A 16,698-nucleotide genomic window follows, 5' to 3' on the forward strand; every position below is an offset into this window, starting at 1 on the left:
CATTTTCTTACTTTAATCAAACTCAATATTATCAACTTCAATATTGATGTGTTGTACGTCAACATCAGTCATTTGTTTAACAGCAACTGCTATTTTCTCCTGAATTTCTTTTGTTATTGATGAAATATTAACACCATATTTAATACGAACATGGATACATATATAAACTTCATTATCTTTTATTGAGCAGTTTACTACTTTTTTTGTACCGGGAATCTGCATTCCCTTAGATGTATCTAAAGAAACATTTTTCATTTCATTGACAGTTCTCTTTGTAATTTCATCAAACACTTGAACATTCATCAAAATCTTTCCATTAACACGTCCTTGTGTATAAGTATAGTATTCATTATGTGCCATAACATTACCTCTCTTCTTACTACTATTGTATATAAAAAGTTACAAAAATACAAGTTTTATTCATCAATAAATTTAACTTCCACCTGATATGAATCACCTACTAAATTAAGAACTTCTTTAATGACATTTGAAGCATCACTTTGTGTTGCATCCTTTTTCAAAATTGTTATTTTGACAGTCTGATTATCAATTTCTACATAACTTTCCTGATAACCAAGTTCCCCTAATTGTGTGACAATTGATTTTTCTTTTTCAGTCACATTTTTTGTTTCACTTATAGTTTCTAGTGCTTCATTAATAGATTCAGAAGTGCTTGATTCTTTTGCAATAATTTCATTGTTTTTAGTAATAATATCTTCTCTTTTTTTATCAAGCTGATTCTGTAATTGTTCAATAGTAGAAATATCATTTTGAACAACTTCATTTTGTGAGGTTGGTGGTAACATGATGTAATAAATTGATAACACAAGAATAAGACTAAATAAAGTTAAAAATGTAAAAGCCTGTTTATTCATATTCATTCTCCTTTTTTCTATATACTATATGATAAAACAGACTTAATTATGAAAAAAAGAGCTTACGCTCTTCCTTGATATTTACCATCAACTGTATTAACAATAACAACTTCACCTTCATTAATAAATAAAGGAACTTTAATTTGATATCCAGTTTCGATAGTTGCATTTTTTGTTGCTCCAGTTGCTGTATCACCTTTTACAGCTGGTTCAGTTTCAGTAATTTTAAAAGCAACATTAATTGGTAATTGAATTCCTAAAACTTCACTTTCATAACTTGTTATTTCTACTTCGTCTGAAGGTTTTAAGAAATTCTTTTCCCATTCAAGACGACTAGCAGGAATTTCAATTTGTTCATAAGTTTCATTATCCATGAAAACAAAGCTATCTCCTGAATCATATAAATATTGCATTTTTCTTTTTTCAATCATTGCTAAATCAACTTTTGCAGTAGGATTATAAGAAACTTCAGTAATAGCACTTGTTCTCATATTTTTTCTTTTTACCATATATTTTCCTGATAATCTACCTTGTTTATTTTGATCATTAGAAATACATAAAAAAAGATCATTATTTTCTGTATATGCATTTCCTGGTTTTAATTCTTTAATGTTGACTGCCATAAAAAATATCTCTCCTTTGCTATATGTCTTCTAGATTATAGCAAATTTCAATGATATTGTAAAATAAAAAAGTGCATTGTACTATTGCTTTAGAAAAAAAGAATAAAGATAAAATCTATTGCAAGTAAAATATAGGTCATAACTTTTAGATTGCGTTTCTTTTTTTCATCTATCATTGCCTTATTACAATAACATGTTAATAAAAAACAAATAATTAAAATACCAAAAACAATATAATAAATCATAAAATAGAACCTCCTATACATATTCAAATTTTAAAATGGCTCCTGTATCCACTTCTACCCATACTAAAAAAGAATACTGCATCTGTTTTGTTTGAACAAATGTTGTGACTTCATAATAATTCCCTAAATCATCTACGGTTGATATCACTTCATTATCATTAAAACTGTAATTATCACTTAGTAAAATATCATTTTGAACAGTATCGCTATAATACTTTACCAAGAAAATTTCTAAATTTTTTTGTTTCAATAACAAAGAAATAGAATGGAGCTGGCTGGCAGATTGAAGAATATAAAAACTCGTTATAGATAATGCTAATGTTAAAAGCATAAAAACAATTAATACGATTTGAAGAATAGATCCCCTTCTATTCATTAGTAACGATTTCATCTTGTCCTTCCTCTTTTTCAGGAGTAAACGCATATGTCAATAGAAAAGAGTAACGTTGACGATCTCTTGTTAAATGGATATATATCAAATCATTTTCAATAGAAAAAGAAACATCATCAACATGAAATAATAATATTTCAAATCCTGGCGTTTTTACTAATCTATTGTTATCAAGAATAAGCGAGTTCTCTTCTCCATCAAAATCTAAATAGCGAAATACCTCTCCAACTTCTATGTACGATGTTCCAATGGTATATTGACTGCATTGTTTGGCTGCAATATAAATATCTTCATTATTTGCGGTATGATGAGTATAAGCGTATTGTATAAGATTAAATAACCCAGTTAAAGTGAAAATAATCATCAGTGTTATTGAAAGAGATAATAATACTTCAATTAAAGTAAAACCATCTCGATGATACTGACGTAATCTTGTGAATATGTGAAATCACCTTCTTCTTTTAACAATAATTGATAATCTTGATGTATCTTTATTTCCTTTTTGTATAATATTGAAAATAAACTTATAAAGAGAATAAAAACTGAAATAAAAATTTCAAAAGCAAACAAGCTTTCAATTAATGTAGTTCCTTTTCTATTGAACATAAAAACTACCACTTCCAATCTGATAAACAAGTGTATAAACTTGACTCCCACAATAATATGTGAGTGTCTTTGCTCCTTGAATGTTTCCATTTTCATTAAATGTCAGCTGATGTGATTCAAATGAATCATTTGAATCAAGAGTAAAAGTTTGTGAGGATTCTTCCCATTCGTATTGAATAAAATCAGATGCAAAAGTCACTGTCACTTGCGTTTTTAGATTCATAGCTGTCAATTTCGCCTGATATAAAAAACGTGTTATTTCTTCAATCTTTGTATGATCGTTTTTGACTGGTAAATGTATGCGCCACGACAAACAAAATAACATACACATAATCATGAGAACAAATAATGTTTCAATCATAGTGAATCCTGATTTATCGTACATAGGCTTGCCCATTTTTGATAGATATTTTCTTTCCATTTGGACAGACACCTTGCTTTTCTGTTAAATATGGATCAGAGCCACTTGTTAAATCAGAAATCTTGGTTGGTAATTTACCATTTTCAATTTCATATAACAAAATTTGTGAATTGACAACCTCAATTTGAGCTTCACACCCTTTATTTTTAACAACAGTATTTTTAGATGTTACATTAGGAATAACAAGAAGTAGAATAACTAAAATAACACTAATACAGAAGATCATTTCAATTAAAGTAAACCCTTTTTTATTAAACATATTTACTTTCCTTTCTATTATATATTTGATATGGAATTCATCATAGGAATAATAATGGCTATATAAATTGTAATGACAAACAAAGCCACAAAGCCATAAATCATAGGAATCAGATATTTTAAAAAACGTTCTATACAATAATCTAAATATTCATATGTAACCTGAATATAATAAGATAATGAATGTCTTTGTTGTGGATTTTTCATATACATCTGAAAAAAAGATATAAATAAATCATCAAAATATTCAAAGTCTTCCAATATTTCTTCTAAGTTCTCACCTCCATACAATCGATTATTTATCTCATACAAAATAATTTTTAAATCACTATCCGTCATCTGTTCATTTAAAATGCTTATAACACTGGTACTGTCAATATCTTCACTTAATAATTCATGAAAGTATAATGCAAATTTGAGTGAAAAATATTTTTGTAAAATCAGCTTAAATATCGGCCATTTGAGATACATTTCAATAATTCTATATAATTTATGCTTTAACGCATAAATCAGCCTTAAAACAAGATATAACGCTATAAAAACAGCACCAATAATAAAACTTGGTATAAAATAAAAAAAGCCAAATAAAATCTCTATAAGAAATGATTTTTCGATTTGGAAAGAACTAAAAAGCTGATTGACATTCGGTAACAGCATAAACACAACAAATAGTGAAAAAAGAAATAAAAAAGTCACCAATATAGAAGGGTATGTTAACTTTGATTTCAGTTTATTTTGATATTCTTCTTTCATTATGCAAATATCTAGGCTTTTCTTAATTGCTTCTGATAAACAATTTTTATTTTGAAAAAAACGAAAATATTCGCAGAACAAATGTGGTAAAGAAGAATTCAATAAAATGTTTTCTATTGATTCACCGTGATTTAACTGCTCCAACATTTCATCAATAACATGATAATGAATCATTTGCTGACATAAACGTAAAGCTTCTTCAATACTATAACCTGCTTCCAATAAACCATACAGATTTTTTAATAACAAATAATCTTTACTCATAGACAAGTTCCTCTTCAAATAATTCAGATGGGAATCCCATTTCAATGAATTGATGAGCTGCTTTATGAAAAGAAAGATAAGAAAACTCCTGATGATTTAGATATTTGTCTATATCCTCTTTTTTCATGAGTTCAGATATGACAAATGCCTTTTTATTTGCCACGTCATATTTCATACGCTGTGAAATAATGCCTACAACAACATCAAGTATATCGGTTTTGTGAATACCCAAATTCATAAAGCGTTTAATAGAAAGTGGTGCATTACTAGCATGGATAGTTGTTAAAACAAGATGTCCAGTTAAAGCACAAGTCAAAGCAATTCTTGCTGTTTCTTCATCTCTAATTTCACCAATCATAATAACATCTGGATCATGTCTAAGGATTTGTCTAAGCGTATCATAATATGTAATACCAATCTTTTCATTCAACTCAATCTGTAAACAACCATCCAAATGAATTTCAATAGGATCTTCTATTGTAATGATGTTTTTTTGAGAGTCATTAAGAATTTGTTTTAAAACAGTATATAAAGTTGTTGATTTTCCTGAACCTGTAGCTCCACTTATAAAAAAGAGTCCATGACTTTGTTTCGATAACCAATAAAGATAATCTTGTATTTCTTTTTGATATGTAAGTTCTTGAATCGAACGTAATTCATGATTGTTTAAAATTCTTATGACAATACTTTCAAATTCTAATGACGGTAAATAAGAAACTCTTAAGAAATATTTTTTCTGATTCATTTTTAAAGAAATATTTCCAGTTTGTGGCATCAAACGATAATTCGTATGAATCAATGATTTATATTTAATAAAATTCATTAATTTATACCCTTTTTCATTTTCTAAAACATCATACAGTTTTAACTCACCAAAAATACGAAATTGAATTCTCAAATCTTTTTTTAATAACATATGAATATCCGTAGCTTTTTGATTCAATGCACGATAAATCATTTTTTCAAATAGTTCATCCATAATAACCCTCCTATTATATATATACGCATTATTTTTTCATTTTTCTTTTTTTCAACAAAAAAAGATCATAAATTTTTATGATCTTAAAAATGGATTATGCTTTTGTTCATAATTTAATGAGCTTTCTTCTCCATGCCCAGGGAGTAAACGTGCATCAAACTGTAAAGATTTAATTTTTTCTAAACTTTCTTTAGTAGTAAGATGAGATGATGTGGGGAAATCATAACGACCAATCGAACCAGCAAACAGAACATCACCACTAAATAAAGCATTTTCTTGAGGAACATAAATCATGCTGCTTCCATAACAGTGTCCTTCTAACAATAGCCACTGAACTGTCATCCCTATAATATTCATTGTAGAAGTTGCTTCCAAAAGAGGAGCTTTTAAAGTAAACGATTCTCCCATCATTGCAGATAGATTATATTGAGGATTTCTTATGATTTCAAATGATTCTTTTTGTGCATATACTGGACATTGAAATCTTTCATATAAATAATCAACAGCGCCAATATGATCAAAATGTCCATGTGTCAATAATATAGCTTTTAATTCTAACTCTTTTTCTTCTAAAAATTTAGCAACTTTTTGTCCTTGAGCACCTGGATCAATAATAAAACATTCATGATTATCATTATATATAACATAACAATTTGTTTGCATTGTTCCTAATATTAATTTTTTTATCATTATCTTCGTTCCTTTCAAAATAAAGAAAAAAAGCCAAAAAGGCTTATTTTTTTTCTTTATGAGTTGTTTTTTTATTACATCTAGGACAGTATTTTTTGACTTCCATTCTTTCTGGATGATTTCTTTTATTTTTTGTATTAATGTAGTTTTCTTCACCACATTCAGTACATTTTAAAATGATGTTTTCTCTCATTTTTACACCTCCATCACGACTTTGCCATACTATAATAGCATAAACAATTCAAAATTACCATAAATTTTTCACTTTTTATCCATATTTTTCAAAATACTTTTCAAATGCATATTTTGATAGAGTCGTACATGTCCCTCCACCAGCATCAGGTAATGCTTCAGCAATACAAGCAACAGCTATTTCTGGATTATCATAAGGAGCATATCCAATAAAGGCTCGATTGGCCCATACGTCACTTGTTCCTTCATAAACTTTCTGTGCAGTCCCAGTTTTTCCTGCTGCTTCATAATCTCCATTGACACCACTCGCTAGTCCTGACACACAACCCATTCTAAATCCAGTATGAATTGTATCAAAAGCTAATTTATAACTTGAGACATCATCGAGTACTTTTACCTGATGTTGTAAAAGTGATATCTTTGTACCATCGTCATCTTCTGTAAAAGATTCCATAAAAAGATGTGGTTGGACTCTTTTACCACCATTGGCAATCGAGGAAACATATTGTGCCATTTGAATTGGTGTATAAGTATCATATTGTCCAATTGCAAAGTCAAGAAAGTTACCAGCTTGTCGTTGTGTAACACGACCACGATATCCTAAGGCTTCACTAGGTAAATCTATACCTGTCTTTACACCTAATCCTAATTCTCCTACATCAAGTCTCATCTGATCAAATGCTGAATCCCTAATAGACAAAGGCTCTCCATATTCATAAGTTCCTCCACCTAATAAGGTTGCAACATAAAACATATAAATATTCGAAGATTGTGACAATGCTTCTGCAGCATTTAAACGTCCTAATCCACCTGTATCCCATGAAAACTTGGTCGGTGTACCAGCTATTTTAAAACCACTACTTGTATCATCAAATTCCGTGTATTGATTAATCACACCATGTTTAATACCTGCATATATTGTTCCACCTTTAAATGCCGAACCTATTTCAAATGCGTTTTGAACAGCGCCACCAGCCAATTCATAAATATCTCCCTTTTCATCTCTTTGATAACCACACATTGCATAAATGGCTCCTGTATTAGGATCAATCATAACAAGATAAATGTTATTAGCATATCTATATATTGAACTCGTATGTGCCTTCATTTGTTTTTCAATTTCATCAGTAATCGCCGATTGTAAATCCCAATCAATAGTCAAACGAATATTATCACCTTTTGTCCCGCTTGATACAGTTTCTACAACAGGATTCCCATCACTATCATAAGCCAAGGAATAAGTTGCTGGAGTTCCAGCTAAAATATTTTCATACTGCATTTCTAAACCACTTATTCCCACACGTGAATCATTGTTATAATCCTGAGCTAATAATATATCTTTTGTACTTGCAGGCAATCCTTCTTTTTTCGATGTTACTCTTCCTAAAACAGATTTAAATTCTGTACCGTATGTATTTTCTCTTGACCAGTCATTTGTTACTTTAACACCACGTAAAATATCAGAATTTTCACCAATGAGACTTGCTTCTTTAACTGTTAAACCTTCTAATAAAACAACTGATCCACTTGTACAGTTTTGAATTTTTGAATAAATCATATAATACTTAATATCATCATCAGATAAATTGTCTTTTAACATCTGACTTGTAATACGACTTAATTGTAATTGATAAATTTCATCACTTGAATATGTCGATCTTTCCTCGCTAGTGATTAAATCATTAATTAAATCATCTTTAGTATCCTTGCATTTTAAAATCAAATAATCTTTTTTATCTCTTTCAGTTACACTTTTAATATCAACATTTACATTTTTGACTAAAAAATTTGCAATGATTTTGATATCATCTTGCGTAATATTTTGTACGGCATAATAAGTCGCACAATTGATATTTTTATTGTAAGAAAGTCTTTTATAATTTCGATCATAAATATTACCACGGAATGTATCAGCAGTAAAAAGACTCGTATTATATTGTTTAAGTTTTGTTGAATAATATTCCTGTTGAGAAATTTGAGTAATAAACAAACGTATCAACAAGACAACACCAACAGCACCAATAACTCCCATTAAAATTTTAAATCTTCTTGAGATGACATTATCGGTTTGATTTTTAATTTGGGTTTCAATTTCTTTTTGCCCTTCAAATCGAATGGGATTTTTTTTGAATAAATTCAATTTTAATGCACCTCCTCGACTTATTATATTATATACAATCTAGAAAGTAAATCAACCCATAAGAAAAAGAGAATTTCACAAATTCTCTTAATCATCATCAACAGAAAGAATAGCCATAAAAGCTTCTTGAGGAATTTCTACACTTCCTACTGCTTTCATTCGTTTTTTACCTTCTTTTTGTTTTTCTAAAAGTTTTTTCTTACGTGAAATATCCCCACCATAACATTTTGCTAAAACATTTTTACGCATAGCTTTGATATTTGTTCTCGCAATAACTTTACCCTGTATTGCAGCTTGAATAGGAACTTCAAACATCTGTTTTGGGATAATCTCTTTTAATTTCTCACAAATAATACGACCACGATTATAAGCAAAATCTTTATGAACAATTGTTGATAAAGCATCTACAACATCACCATTCAATAAAATATCCATACGTGTTAATCGACTTTCTTTATAACCATCTAATTCATAATCAAAAGAAGCGTATCCTTTTGTACATGATTTTAATTTATCAAAAAAGTCATAGACAATCTCACTTAATGGAATCAGGTAAACAACATTTCTTCTCAAGTCATCAATATATTCAATATCCTGATATTCACCACGTTTAGATTGGCATAGTTCCATAATTGGACCTACATATTCATTAGGTGTCATAATTGAAGCCTTAATAAATGGTTCTTCAATATGATCGATTCTTTGTGGTCCAGGCAATGCAGCAGGATTGTCAATTTCAATCATAGAACCATCTGTTAAATAACAATGATAAATAACGGATGGCGCCGTAGCTATTAATTCAAGATCAAATTCTCTTTCAAGACGTTCTTCAATAACATCCATATGTAAAAGGCCTAAAAATCCACAACGGAATCCAAATCCTAAAGCCTGTGATGTTTCCGGTTCAAAAACAAGTGATGAATCACTTAATTTCATTTTTTCTAATGCTTCTCTTAAATCTTTATACTTTGCATTATCAACAGGATACAAACCACAGTAAACCATAGGATTTAATTGACGATACCCTGGTAACTGAACATTTGAAGGTTGTTCTAAAGTTGTAATTGTATCACCGACATGAACGTCACTAATGGATTTAATCGAAGCAGCAATCCATCCAACTTCCCCTGTTACAAGTTCTTCTTTTTTAACCTCTTTTGGTGTTCTGACCCCTACTTCCAACACTTCATAAACAGCTCCAGTAGCCATAAAACGAATATGATCTCCAACTTTTATTTTTCCTTCTTTGACACAAACAAAAACAATAACACCTCGATAACTGTCATAATAAGAATCAAAAATCAAAGCCTGTGTAGGATGAGAAATATCACCACGTGGTGCAGGAACATTCAAAACAATATCTTCCAAAACATCTTCGATATTTAATCCAGTTTTGGCTGAAATCAAAGGTGCTTCATCAGCTGGTAAACCTATAATATCTTCAATTTCATGAATAACACGCTGTGGGTCTGCACTTGGTAAATCAATTTTATTAATAACAGGTAAAATTTCTAAATCATTATCTAATGCTAAAAAGACATTGGCTAATGTCTGCGCTTCAACACCTTGAGCAGCATCAACAACCAATACAGCTCCCTCGCATGCAGCTAAAGAGCGTGAAACTTCATATGTAAAGTCTACATGACCGGGTGTATCTATTAAATGTAAAAGATATGTTTCGCCATTTTTGGCTTTATAAGTCAATTGAACAGCATTTAATTTAATAGTAATACCTCTTTCTCTTTCCAAGTCCATACTATCAAGTAACTGTTCCTTCATATCACGATCACTCACTGCCCCAGTAAGTTGTAAAATTCTATCAGCAAGAGTCGATTTTCCATGATCAATATGGGCAATAATAGAAAAATTTCTAATATGTGACTGATCAATACTCATCTTTATCTCCCCTTTCTATTCTTATCTATTTTACACAATTCTATCTTAAAAGAAAACAAAAAAATAGTCAAATGACTATTTTTTCATAAAATACTTATCCAAAAATTCAACATGTTCAACTTTGACTTCCATGATCGTTGTAGATAAATGATCAGGAGATTCAAATGTTTTAGACTGAAGCCTTCCTTTAATTCCTAAAAAACTTCCTGCTTCGCAACAATCCATAACTTCTTGAGCTATGCCTTTCCAAAGAACACAACTAATATAATCATGATCTCTAATCCCTAAATTATTACGATAAGGTCTTTCTACATCTAAGATTAAAGTTGCTAATTTAACACCAGTCGGTGTTTCTTTGAATTTTGGATTTTCAGCAAGTCTCCCTATTAAAATAATTTCATTAAACATTTTTATATTTTACCTCCTCATCTATGAGTATATAGGAAAATATAAAAAGTACCAAAAATGGTTATTTTTATTCTTTTTATAACTTTTCTTTATATTTTGGAAGATCAAAAAGCATAAAAATGATAAAAAAATGGAGAAATCATACAAAAATATGAACCAATTTATTAAAATGAGTCATGCCTATAAAAGAAAAAAGTAAAGAAAATCTTTACTTTTCAAGCAAAACAAATGCAATTGCATATTTATTTTCATGTGAAATAGAAATATGAGCATGAGAATCATGTAAATAAGGCGCACCACTTTCATCATTTAAAATTTCAATATCATGAAAAGCCATTGCTCCAATACCAACATGACAAGCTTTCATATAAGCTTCTTTACCAGCAAAACGTCCTCCTAAAAATTCTAATTGTCTTTTAGGAGAATTCATTTTTGTAAATATCTGATACTCTTTTGGCGATAAAATATGTTTAACAAAATTGAGATTATGAATATCTAAACGTTCAAGATCAATAATATCAACACCTATTCCCTTCATTAATCTTTAAACTTTTTTTCATAAAGACTCATCAATTCATCTAAACTCATAGAATCATCAATTTCATCAATGAAAGAATCCTCATCTTTGTTTTGGAAATCTAGCTTAAATTCACCAGTTCTCTCTTCAATAATTTTTAATTGATCTTGTTCTTCTTCAACAATATTTGCTATATTTCTTAAATTCTGTTCAACACTTGGTTCTTCCACTTCAACCTTTTTTGGTTTTTTTGTCTTTTCTTCTTGCACATTTTCAAAAGGACCGTAAAACGGACTTATAATGGGAATTAATTCATCTGATTCCTTTTTAACTTTCTTAACCTTAGGTTTTGCCACCTTTTTAACTTCTGGTTTTTTTGTCTCTTTTAAACCTGTCATTGGAGATATAATCTCACTCATACGATAAGTAGATTCTGCAGGCGCACTTTTTTTAACCTCTTTTTTCTTTGGCTCTTCTTTTTTGATATCTTTCTTTATTTCAACCTCATCATTATAAATAAGAGGAGTACTAAATTTTTCTTTACGTCTTTGTTCTAAAACAGGATCAACTTTTTCAAATAATTCTTCTTCCTCTTCTTTTTTAAAAAACTTTTTAAACATTTTGCTTTCCTCCTTACAACATTATTTCTATTTCTCATTTTCTAATCAATCTGATCAATAAACTCCTGAATCTGCTGTTGTGTTTTTCTTAATTTATTGACATATCTTCCAACTTCTTTACCATCACGATAAGCGACGAAAGATGGAATACCCATAATCTCTAAATCAATACACAAATCAACCATTTCATCACGATCTATATAATAGAAAGTCCACTCTGGATTTTGTGCTACTAAATCATCAATAAATGTTTTTAAAAAATGACAATCTGGACACCATGTTGTTGAAAATACTAACATAGCATTTCCTTTAATTGCATTTTCAAATGCTTGTAAATCACTAATCTTTATTAAATTATCCATTTTTATTAACTCCTTTAAATGTTGTTTTGACTTGATATATTGGACCAAATGGAGAAAACTTTCTCTCATATTCTGTTTGAATATTATCCTCATATCCTTCACTATGATGCAAGTCTAAGCATACATCTTCAAAATGTAATCCATAGTTTTGAAATGACACCAAAGAATATTCAAACAATAAACGGTTATCTGTTTTTAAAATCAATTCACCATTATCAATAAGAATATTTTGATATACATCTAAAAATGCAGGTGATGTTAAACGTCTTTTTGTATGTCTTTTCTTAGGCCAAGGATCACTAAAATTTAAATGTATACGATTCACTTCATGTTTACCAAAAACTTCTGTTAAAAGAATGGCATCTTCTTTTAATAATTTTAAATTTGATGGTATTTTTTCTAATTGATCTATTTTTTTTATAGCTCCGACCATAACACTTGGAAATTTTTCAATTCCAATATAGTTGATATTTGGATAACGTAAAGCATTTTCAATAATAAAATCACCCTTACCCATTCCAATTTCAATATATATAGGATTTGAATTTCCAAATAACTCATTCCATTTTCCACGATATTGTTTACCATCTAAAATTACAATATCATCATGTGCAGCTAAAATATCATTAGCTTTAGGATTATTTCTTAAACGCATATAAGCCTCCTATATTTTTTTATTGTAACACAGTTTCACTCTTTAATCTATCTAATTCTTCATCAGTTAAAGGACGATAAGCTCCTAATTCAAGATTTTCATCTAAGTTTAAATTTTTCATACGTATTCTTTTTAAATAAAGAACTTCTTTACCAACAGCATGAAACATTTTCTTAACCTGATGGAATTTTCCTTCATAGATTTCTACTTCAATCTCACTATGATTTTGTGTTGTTGATAAAATTTTTAAATGTGCACTTTGACATTGATATTCATTATCAATAACAACACCAGATAAAAAGGTTTGAACATCATCATCTGTTACAACACCTTGAATTTTTGCATAATACACTTTAGGGCAATGTTTTTTAGGTGATAACAGCTGATGAGCAAGAACACCATCATTTGTAATCAATAATAAGCCTTCAGTATCAACATCTAATCTCCCAACAGGAAATAAATCTTGGCGATAATTTTCTTCAATTAAATCAATAACAGTTGGATAAACATTATCTTCAGTGGCACTCACATAGCCAGCAGGTTTATTTAACATATAATAAACATATTCCTGATAATGAATACGTTCATCATCAACATAGACCTTATCTCCTACAGGATCAACATGATGTTTATCTTTTTTAATAACTTCACCATTGACTTTCACATAACCATTTTTGATTAATTGTTTTACTTCTTTACGTGTCCCAAAACCACAATGGGCTAATAATTTATCTAATCTCATGATTGTACCTCAATATATTTTTCTGCTTTTTGTGTTTTTTCTTTATCCAAATAATAACAAACATATATTTTTACATCTTGTATCTTTTCAGTTTCTCCAGAAAGCTGAACTCCTTTATAAAAATGTTGACTTTTATCAATATAATCAACTTTCATGTGGCTGATAGAGTCATCAACAATTCCTAAAACCGGACACATCTTTTGATCATCTTCATGAGCATATGCCATAGCCTCGATATAATACATATCAACCTGTGGCTGGTCGATAATAACATCATAACGATAACTATCTTCTAAATCAAAAAAAACAACTTGAACATGAAATGGATAATCTGTATCAAATTCCTGATGTGATATTAACTGTTCTTTAATTTGATAATATTCCTGAAATTGTTCATCAGAAGATGATGATTGACATGCCACACAGAACAAAGAAATCAATAAACATAATAATATTTTTTTCATATCATCACCGCTTCTATTATAACAAATTTATAATCAGATAGCTATATGAAATCATCATGCTCATAATGAAAAAAGGTATCATTATGACTAGCATAACAATACCTTATTTTCAATACAACATTGAAAAATTTATTTTCCACGACATTCAAATGTATCACAAGCAGTTTCTGCATTTTTCTTTGCTTCAACGCAGTGACAATTACCGACATGAATACAGTTTGCTTCACAACATCCATCACAATAATATTTACAACTATCTACGCTACATTTAACATCCTTAGCCATAGTTTCACCTCCATATATTATTATGGCTTGATGGACTATGAATATACAATCAAACAACTAAAACTGTATTCAAGATTTCCATGACATGATGTTAAAGCAACCTGATATTGCATATCCTGAATTTGCGGATTTTCTTTTTGAATAAATTCATTAAGTGCATCTTCTAAATCCAATTCATGTGTTTTTTCTATGATTTTAATTTTCATATGTCTATTATAACATCATGACTATATTCAATTTGTCAACTATTGACGTATTTCAATAGCAAATTGGCAACTGAATTCTTGTTGTGGTTCTAATGAAATGATACCTTCTTTATCTTTAAATTCGCCATCAAAGTCGATATAATCTCCATGTCCATTCCATGGTTCTAAAGCTAATAATCCACCGACATGTTTACTTGCCCAAATTCCAAGATGTGGATAATTTTTCATATGGAAATAAATAGCTTTTTGATGATTAATTGATTTTAATGCAACATAGCTTGATTGAAAATCTTTAAATACAATAGCATCATTATCCAATAATGCCTGTCTTACAAAGAAACGTTTTTCATGATCAAAAAATGGTTTTGTTGTACGTGACATAGCACGATGAGCAACATCAATGACTTTCTGATCAAGAGTTTCTTCTTTTTCAAATTCAACATAGTAATCATTGCTTGATTCATTTTCCATAAACGGACATGCAAATGCTGGATGTCCACCAATCTGGAAATAAATTGTTTTTTGATCAGTATTTTTGACAACACATTGACATTCCAATGTATTCCCTTTTAAAGTATAAATGACTTTCAAATTAAATAAATATGGATATTGTTTTAAAATATCTTCATTTGGAGTTAATTCAAACTCAACGCAAGTATCAGATAATTGATGTGTCATATATTCATTATGTCTAGAAAAACCATGTTGTGTCATATGATATGTTTGTCCATTTATACGACATTCATCATTATGCAAAGCACCTACAATTGGGAAAAGTATTGGTGCACTACTTGCCCATAATGATGGATCTCTACGCCACATATAGTTTATTTGATCATGCTGTCCGATAATTTTAATAATTTCAGCACCTTTTGCATTTAATTCAACTTCTAATTCACTATTTTTTAAAATCACCATATTCTATACCTACCTATTTCAATTGTCCCTTAATCATTGTTTGTTGAATTTGAATGTTGTCATCAAAGAAAATAATATCTGCATAATTTCCCACTTTAATTTCTCCTAATAATGGTTCATTTAAACTCTGAGCAGGATTATAACTTGCTAAATTGACAGCTTCATTTAATGTTAATCCAAGATGTTCATAAGCATTTTTAACAGCCACATTCATTGAAACAATACTTCCTGCTAATGTTCCATCAATCAATCTTGCTTCTCCGTCTTTTACATAAACATCTTGATTTCCTAAAAGATATTTTCCGTTTTCCAAACCTGCTGCTTCAAGAGAATCTGTAATTAAAATCAATTTATCTTTACCTTTAGTACGTAATAATGCTTTAGCAGCTGCATAATTGACATGTACGCCATCTAAAATCAATTCTGCATAAACACTATCATTGATCATAACAGCTCCAACAACACCTGGTGCTCTATGTGTTAATGGTGTCATAGCATTATAAGTATGTGTTCCTGAAGTTGCCCCCGCATCAATAGCCGCTTGAGCTTGTTCATAAGTTGCATTTGTATGTCCTAAAGAAACAACTGTATTCTTATCTTTTAAATAAGATATGAGTTCTAATGAGTGTTCTAATTCAGGAGCAATAGAAATTTTTCTGATGATATCCTGATGATTTTGAACAAAAGATAAATAATTATCAACTGTTGGCAAAATCATACATTCTTCTGGTTGTGCTCCTTTATATTTTTTATTAAAGAAAGGTCCTTCTAAGTGTGTACCTAAAACTTGAGCCCCTTCAACTTTATCTTTATTGACAGCAATATTTTCAATAGCTTTAGCAATATCATCAACAGGCATAGTCATTGTTGTTGGTAAAAATGATGTTACTCCTGTTTTTAAAGTTGCTTTAGAGATTGTGTTTAAATCATCAAATGTAGCATACATCGTATCACTACCACCACGACCATGCGTATGTACATCAATGAAACCAGGGCTTACATAAGCACCTTTTGCATCAATAATATCTTCATCTTCTGGTTGACGATCACTGATTTCTGTAATCTTATCATCTTCAATAAATACATTTTTGTTTACAATTTCATCATGTAAAATGATTTTCCCGTTTATAATACATTTTTTCATTTTTTATGTCCTCCTTCTATTATTATATGCTTATTAACCTTAAT

The 16,698-nt window shown here is 29.5% G+C and carries 24 protein-coding genes; all 24 read right to left on the bottom strand.

The window, feature by feature from the left end:
- Nucleotides 1-12: 12 nt before the first annotated feature.
- The 24 genes from B5E79_RS00515 to nagA all read right to left on the bottom strand — a co-directional run bounded on the left by B5E79_RS00515 (nucleotide 13) and on the right by nagA (nucleotide 16,654).
- Nucleotides 13-360, bottom strand: coding sequence for an Asp23/Gls24 family envelope stress response protein (locus B5E79_RS00515; protein ID WP_087244034.1), 348 nt, complete (start codon nucleotides 358-360; stop codon nucleotides 13-15).
- A gap of 56 nt (nucleotides 361-416) precedes the next feature.
- Nucleotides 417-875 (bottom strand): SpoIIIAH-like family protein, encoded by a 459-nt coding sequence (locus B5E79_RS00520; protein WP_087244035.1) that lies wholly within the window; start codon nucleotides 873-875, stop codon nucleotides 417-419.
- A gap of 62 nt (nucleotides 876-937) precedes the next feature.
- Nucleotides 938-1,498 carry an elongation factor P gene (efp, locus tag B5E79_RS00525; RefSeq protein WP_087244036.1) on the bottom strand — a complete coding sequence of 187 codons (561 nt, stop codon included), beginning with the start codon at nucleotides 1,496-1,498 and terminating at the stop codon, nucleotides 938-940.
- 258 nt (nucleotides 1,499-1,756) lie between these two features.
- Nucleotides 1,757-2,134, bottom strand: a complete 378-nt coding sequence (locus B5E79_RS00530) for a hypothetical protein (RefSeq protein WP_087296586.1) — start codon at nucleotides 2,132-2,134, stop codon at nucleotides 1,757-1,759.
- The gene (locus B5E79_RS00535) at nucleotides 2,112-2,576 is read right to left on the bottom strand and encodes a competence type IV pilus minor pilin ComGF (RefSeq protein ID WP_255376332.1); all 465 of its coding nucleotides are present in this window, start codon (nucleotides 2,574-2,576) and stop codon (nucleotides 2,112-2,114) included. The genes B5E79_RS00530 and B5E79_RS00535 overlap by 23 nt, the downstream gene beginning before the upstream one ends.
- A gap of 153 nt (nucleotides 2,577-2,729) precedes the next feature.
- Nucleotides 2,730-3,161, bottom strand: coding sequence for a competence type IV pilus minor pilin ComGD (comGD, locus tag B5E79_RS00545; RefSeq protein WP_087244040.1), 432 nt, complete (start codon nucleotides 3,159-3,161; stop codon nucleotides 2,730-2,732).
- On the bottom strand, nucleotides 3,115-3,420 hold the full coding sequence (gene comGC, locus B5E79_RS00550) for a competence type IV pilus major pilin ComGC (protein ID WP_087244041.1): 306 nt from the start codon (nucleotides 3,418-3,420) through the stop codon (nucleotides 3,115-3,117). Before comGC ends, comGD begins: the two co-directional genes overlap by 47 nt.
- Nucleotides 3,421-3,437: 17 nt before the next feature.
- Nucleotides 3,438-4,436 carry a type II secretion system F family protein gene (locus tag B5E79_RS00555; protein WP_087296589.1) on the bottom strand — a complete coding sequence of 333 codons (999 nt, stop codon included), beginning with the start codon at nucleotides 4,434-4,436 and terminating at the stop codon, nucleotides 3,438-3,440.
- A complete protein-coding gene (locus B5E79_RS00560; RefSeq protein WP_087296590.1) occupies nucleotides 4,429-5,415 on the bottom strand; it encodes an ATPase, T2SS/T4P/T4SS family in 987 nt (328 codons plus the stop codon). The genes B5E79_RS00555 and B5E79_RS00560 overlap by 8 nt, the downstream gene beginning before the upstream one ends.
- Nucleotides 5,416-5,490: 75 nt before the next feature.
- Complete coding sequence (locus B5E79_RS00565) at nucleotides 5,491-6,105, bottom strand: MBL fold metallo-hydrolase (RefSeq protein WP_087244044.1); 615 nt, start codon at nucleotides 6,103-6,105, stop codon at nucleotides 5,491-5,493.
- Between the two features lie 43 nt (nucleotides 6,106-6,148).
- Entirely contained in the window at nucleotides 6,149-6,298 is a 150-nt protein-coding gene (gene rpmG, locus B5E79_RS00570; protein WP_066443283.1) for a 50S ribosomal protein L33, read from the bottom strand.
- Nucleotides 6,299-6,373: 75 nt separating this feature from the next.
- Nucleotides 6,374-8,437, bottom strand: a complete 2,064-nt coding sequence (locus B5E79_RS00575) for a peptidoglycan D,D-transpeptidase FtsI family protein (protein ID WP_087296591.1) — start codon at nucleotides 8,435-8,437, stop codon at nucleotides 6,374-6,376.
- A gap of 87 nt (nucleotides 8,438-8,524) precedes the next feature.
- A complete protein-coding gene (gene lepA, locus B5E79_RS00580; RefSeq protein ID WP_087296592.1) occupies nucleotides 8,525-10,333 on the bottom strand; it encodes a translation elongation factor 4 in 1,809 nt (602 codons plus the stop codon).
- Between the two features lie 75 nt (nucleotides 10,334-10,408).
- Nucleotides 10,409-10,741, bottom strand: coding sequence for a single-stranded DNA-binding protein (locus B5E79_RS00585; protein WP_087244047.1), 333 nt, complete (start codon nucleotides 10,739-10,741; stop codon nucleotides 10,409-10,411).
- Nucleotides 10,742-10,949: 208 nt separating this feature from the next.
- Complete coding sequence (acpS, locus tag B5E79_RS00590; RefSeq protein WP_087296593.1) at nucleotides 10,950-11,279, bottom strand: holo-ACP synthase; 330 nt, start codon at nucleotides 11,277-11,279, stop codon at nucleotides 10,950-10,952.
- A complete protein-coding gene (locus B5E79_RS00595) occupies nucleotides 11,279-11,878 on the bottom strand; it encodes a hypothetical protein (protein ID WP_087296594.1) in 600 nt (199 codons plus the stop codon). The genes acpS and B5E79_RS00595 overlap by 1 nt, the downstream gene beginning before the upstream one ends.
- A 41-nt stretch (nucleotides 11,879-11,919) precedes the next feature.
- Nucleotides 11,920-12,240 (bottom strand): thioredoxin family protein, encoded by a 321-nt coding sequence (locus B5E79_RS00600; protein ID WP_224762514.1) that lies wholly within the window; start codon nucleotides 12,238-12,240, stop codon nucleotides 11,920-11,922.
- Nucleotides 12,233-12,895, bottom strand: coding sequence for a tRNA (guanosine(46)-N7)-methyltransferase TrmB (trmB, locus tag B5E79_RS00605; RefSeq protein ID WP_087244051.1), 663 nt, complete (start codon nucleotides 12,893-12,895; stop codon nucleotides 12,233-12,235). The genes B5E79_RS00600 and trmB overlap by 8 nt, the downstream gene beginning before the upstream one ends.
- 19 nt (nucleotides 12,896-12,914) lie before the next feature.
- Entirely contained in the window at nucleotides 12,915-13,637 is a 723-nt protein-coding gene (locus B5E79_RS00610; protein ID WP_087296595.1) for a pseudouridine synthase, read from the bottom strand.
- Nucleotides 13,634-14,101, bottom strand: a complete 468-nt coding sequence (locus tag B5E79_RS00615) for a hypothetical protein (RefSeq protein WP_087296596.1) — start codon at nucleotides 14,099-14,101, stop codon at nucleotides 13,634-13,636. Before B5E79_RS00615 ends, B5E79_RS00610 begins: the two co-directional genes overlap by 4 nt.
- A gap of 129 nt (nucleotides 14,102-14,230) precedes the next feature.
- Nucleotides 14,231-14,386 (bottom strand): DUF1540 domain-containing protein, encoded by a 156-nt coding sequence (locus B5E79_RS00620; protein WP_087244054.1) that lies wholly within the window; start codon nucleotides 14,384-14,386, stop codon nucleotides 14,231-14,233.
- 35 nt (nucleotides 14,387-14,421) lie between these two features.
- A complete protein-coding gene (locus tag B5E79_RS00625) occupies nucleotides 14,422-14,592 on the bottom strand; it encodes a sporulation protein Cse60 (protein ID WP_087244055.1) in 171 nt (56 codons plus the stop codon).
- 39 nt (nucleotides 14,593-14,631) lie between these two features.
- Nucleotides 14,632-15,510, bottom strand: a complete 879-nt coding sequence (locus B5E79_RS00630) for an aldose 1-epimerase family protein (RefSeq protein WP_087296597.1) — start codon at nucleotides 15,508-15,510, stop codon at nucleotides 14,632-14,634.
- Between the two features lie 13 nt (nucleotides 15,511-15,523).
- The gene (gene nagA / locus B5E79_RS00635) at nucleotides 15,524-16,654 is read right to left on the bottom strand and encodes an N-acetylglucosamine-6-phosphate deacetylase (protein WP_087296598.1); all 1,131 of its coding nucleotides are present in this window, start codon (nucleotides 16,652-16,654) and stop codon (nucleotides 15,524-15,526) included.
- Nucleotides 16,655-16,698: the final 44 nt, after the last annotated feature.

The organism is Massilimicrobiota sp. An134 (genome assembly GCF_002160815.1).
Taxonomy (GTDB): domain Bacteria; phylum Bacillota_I; class Bacilli_A; order Erysipelotrichales; family Coprobacillaceae; genus Allocoprobacillus; species Allocoprobacillus merdigallinarum.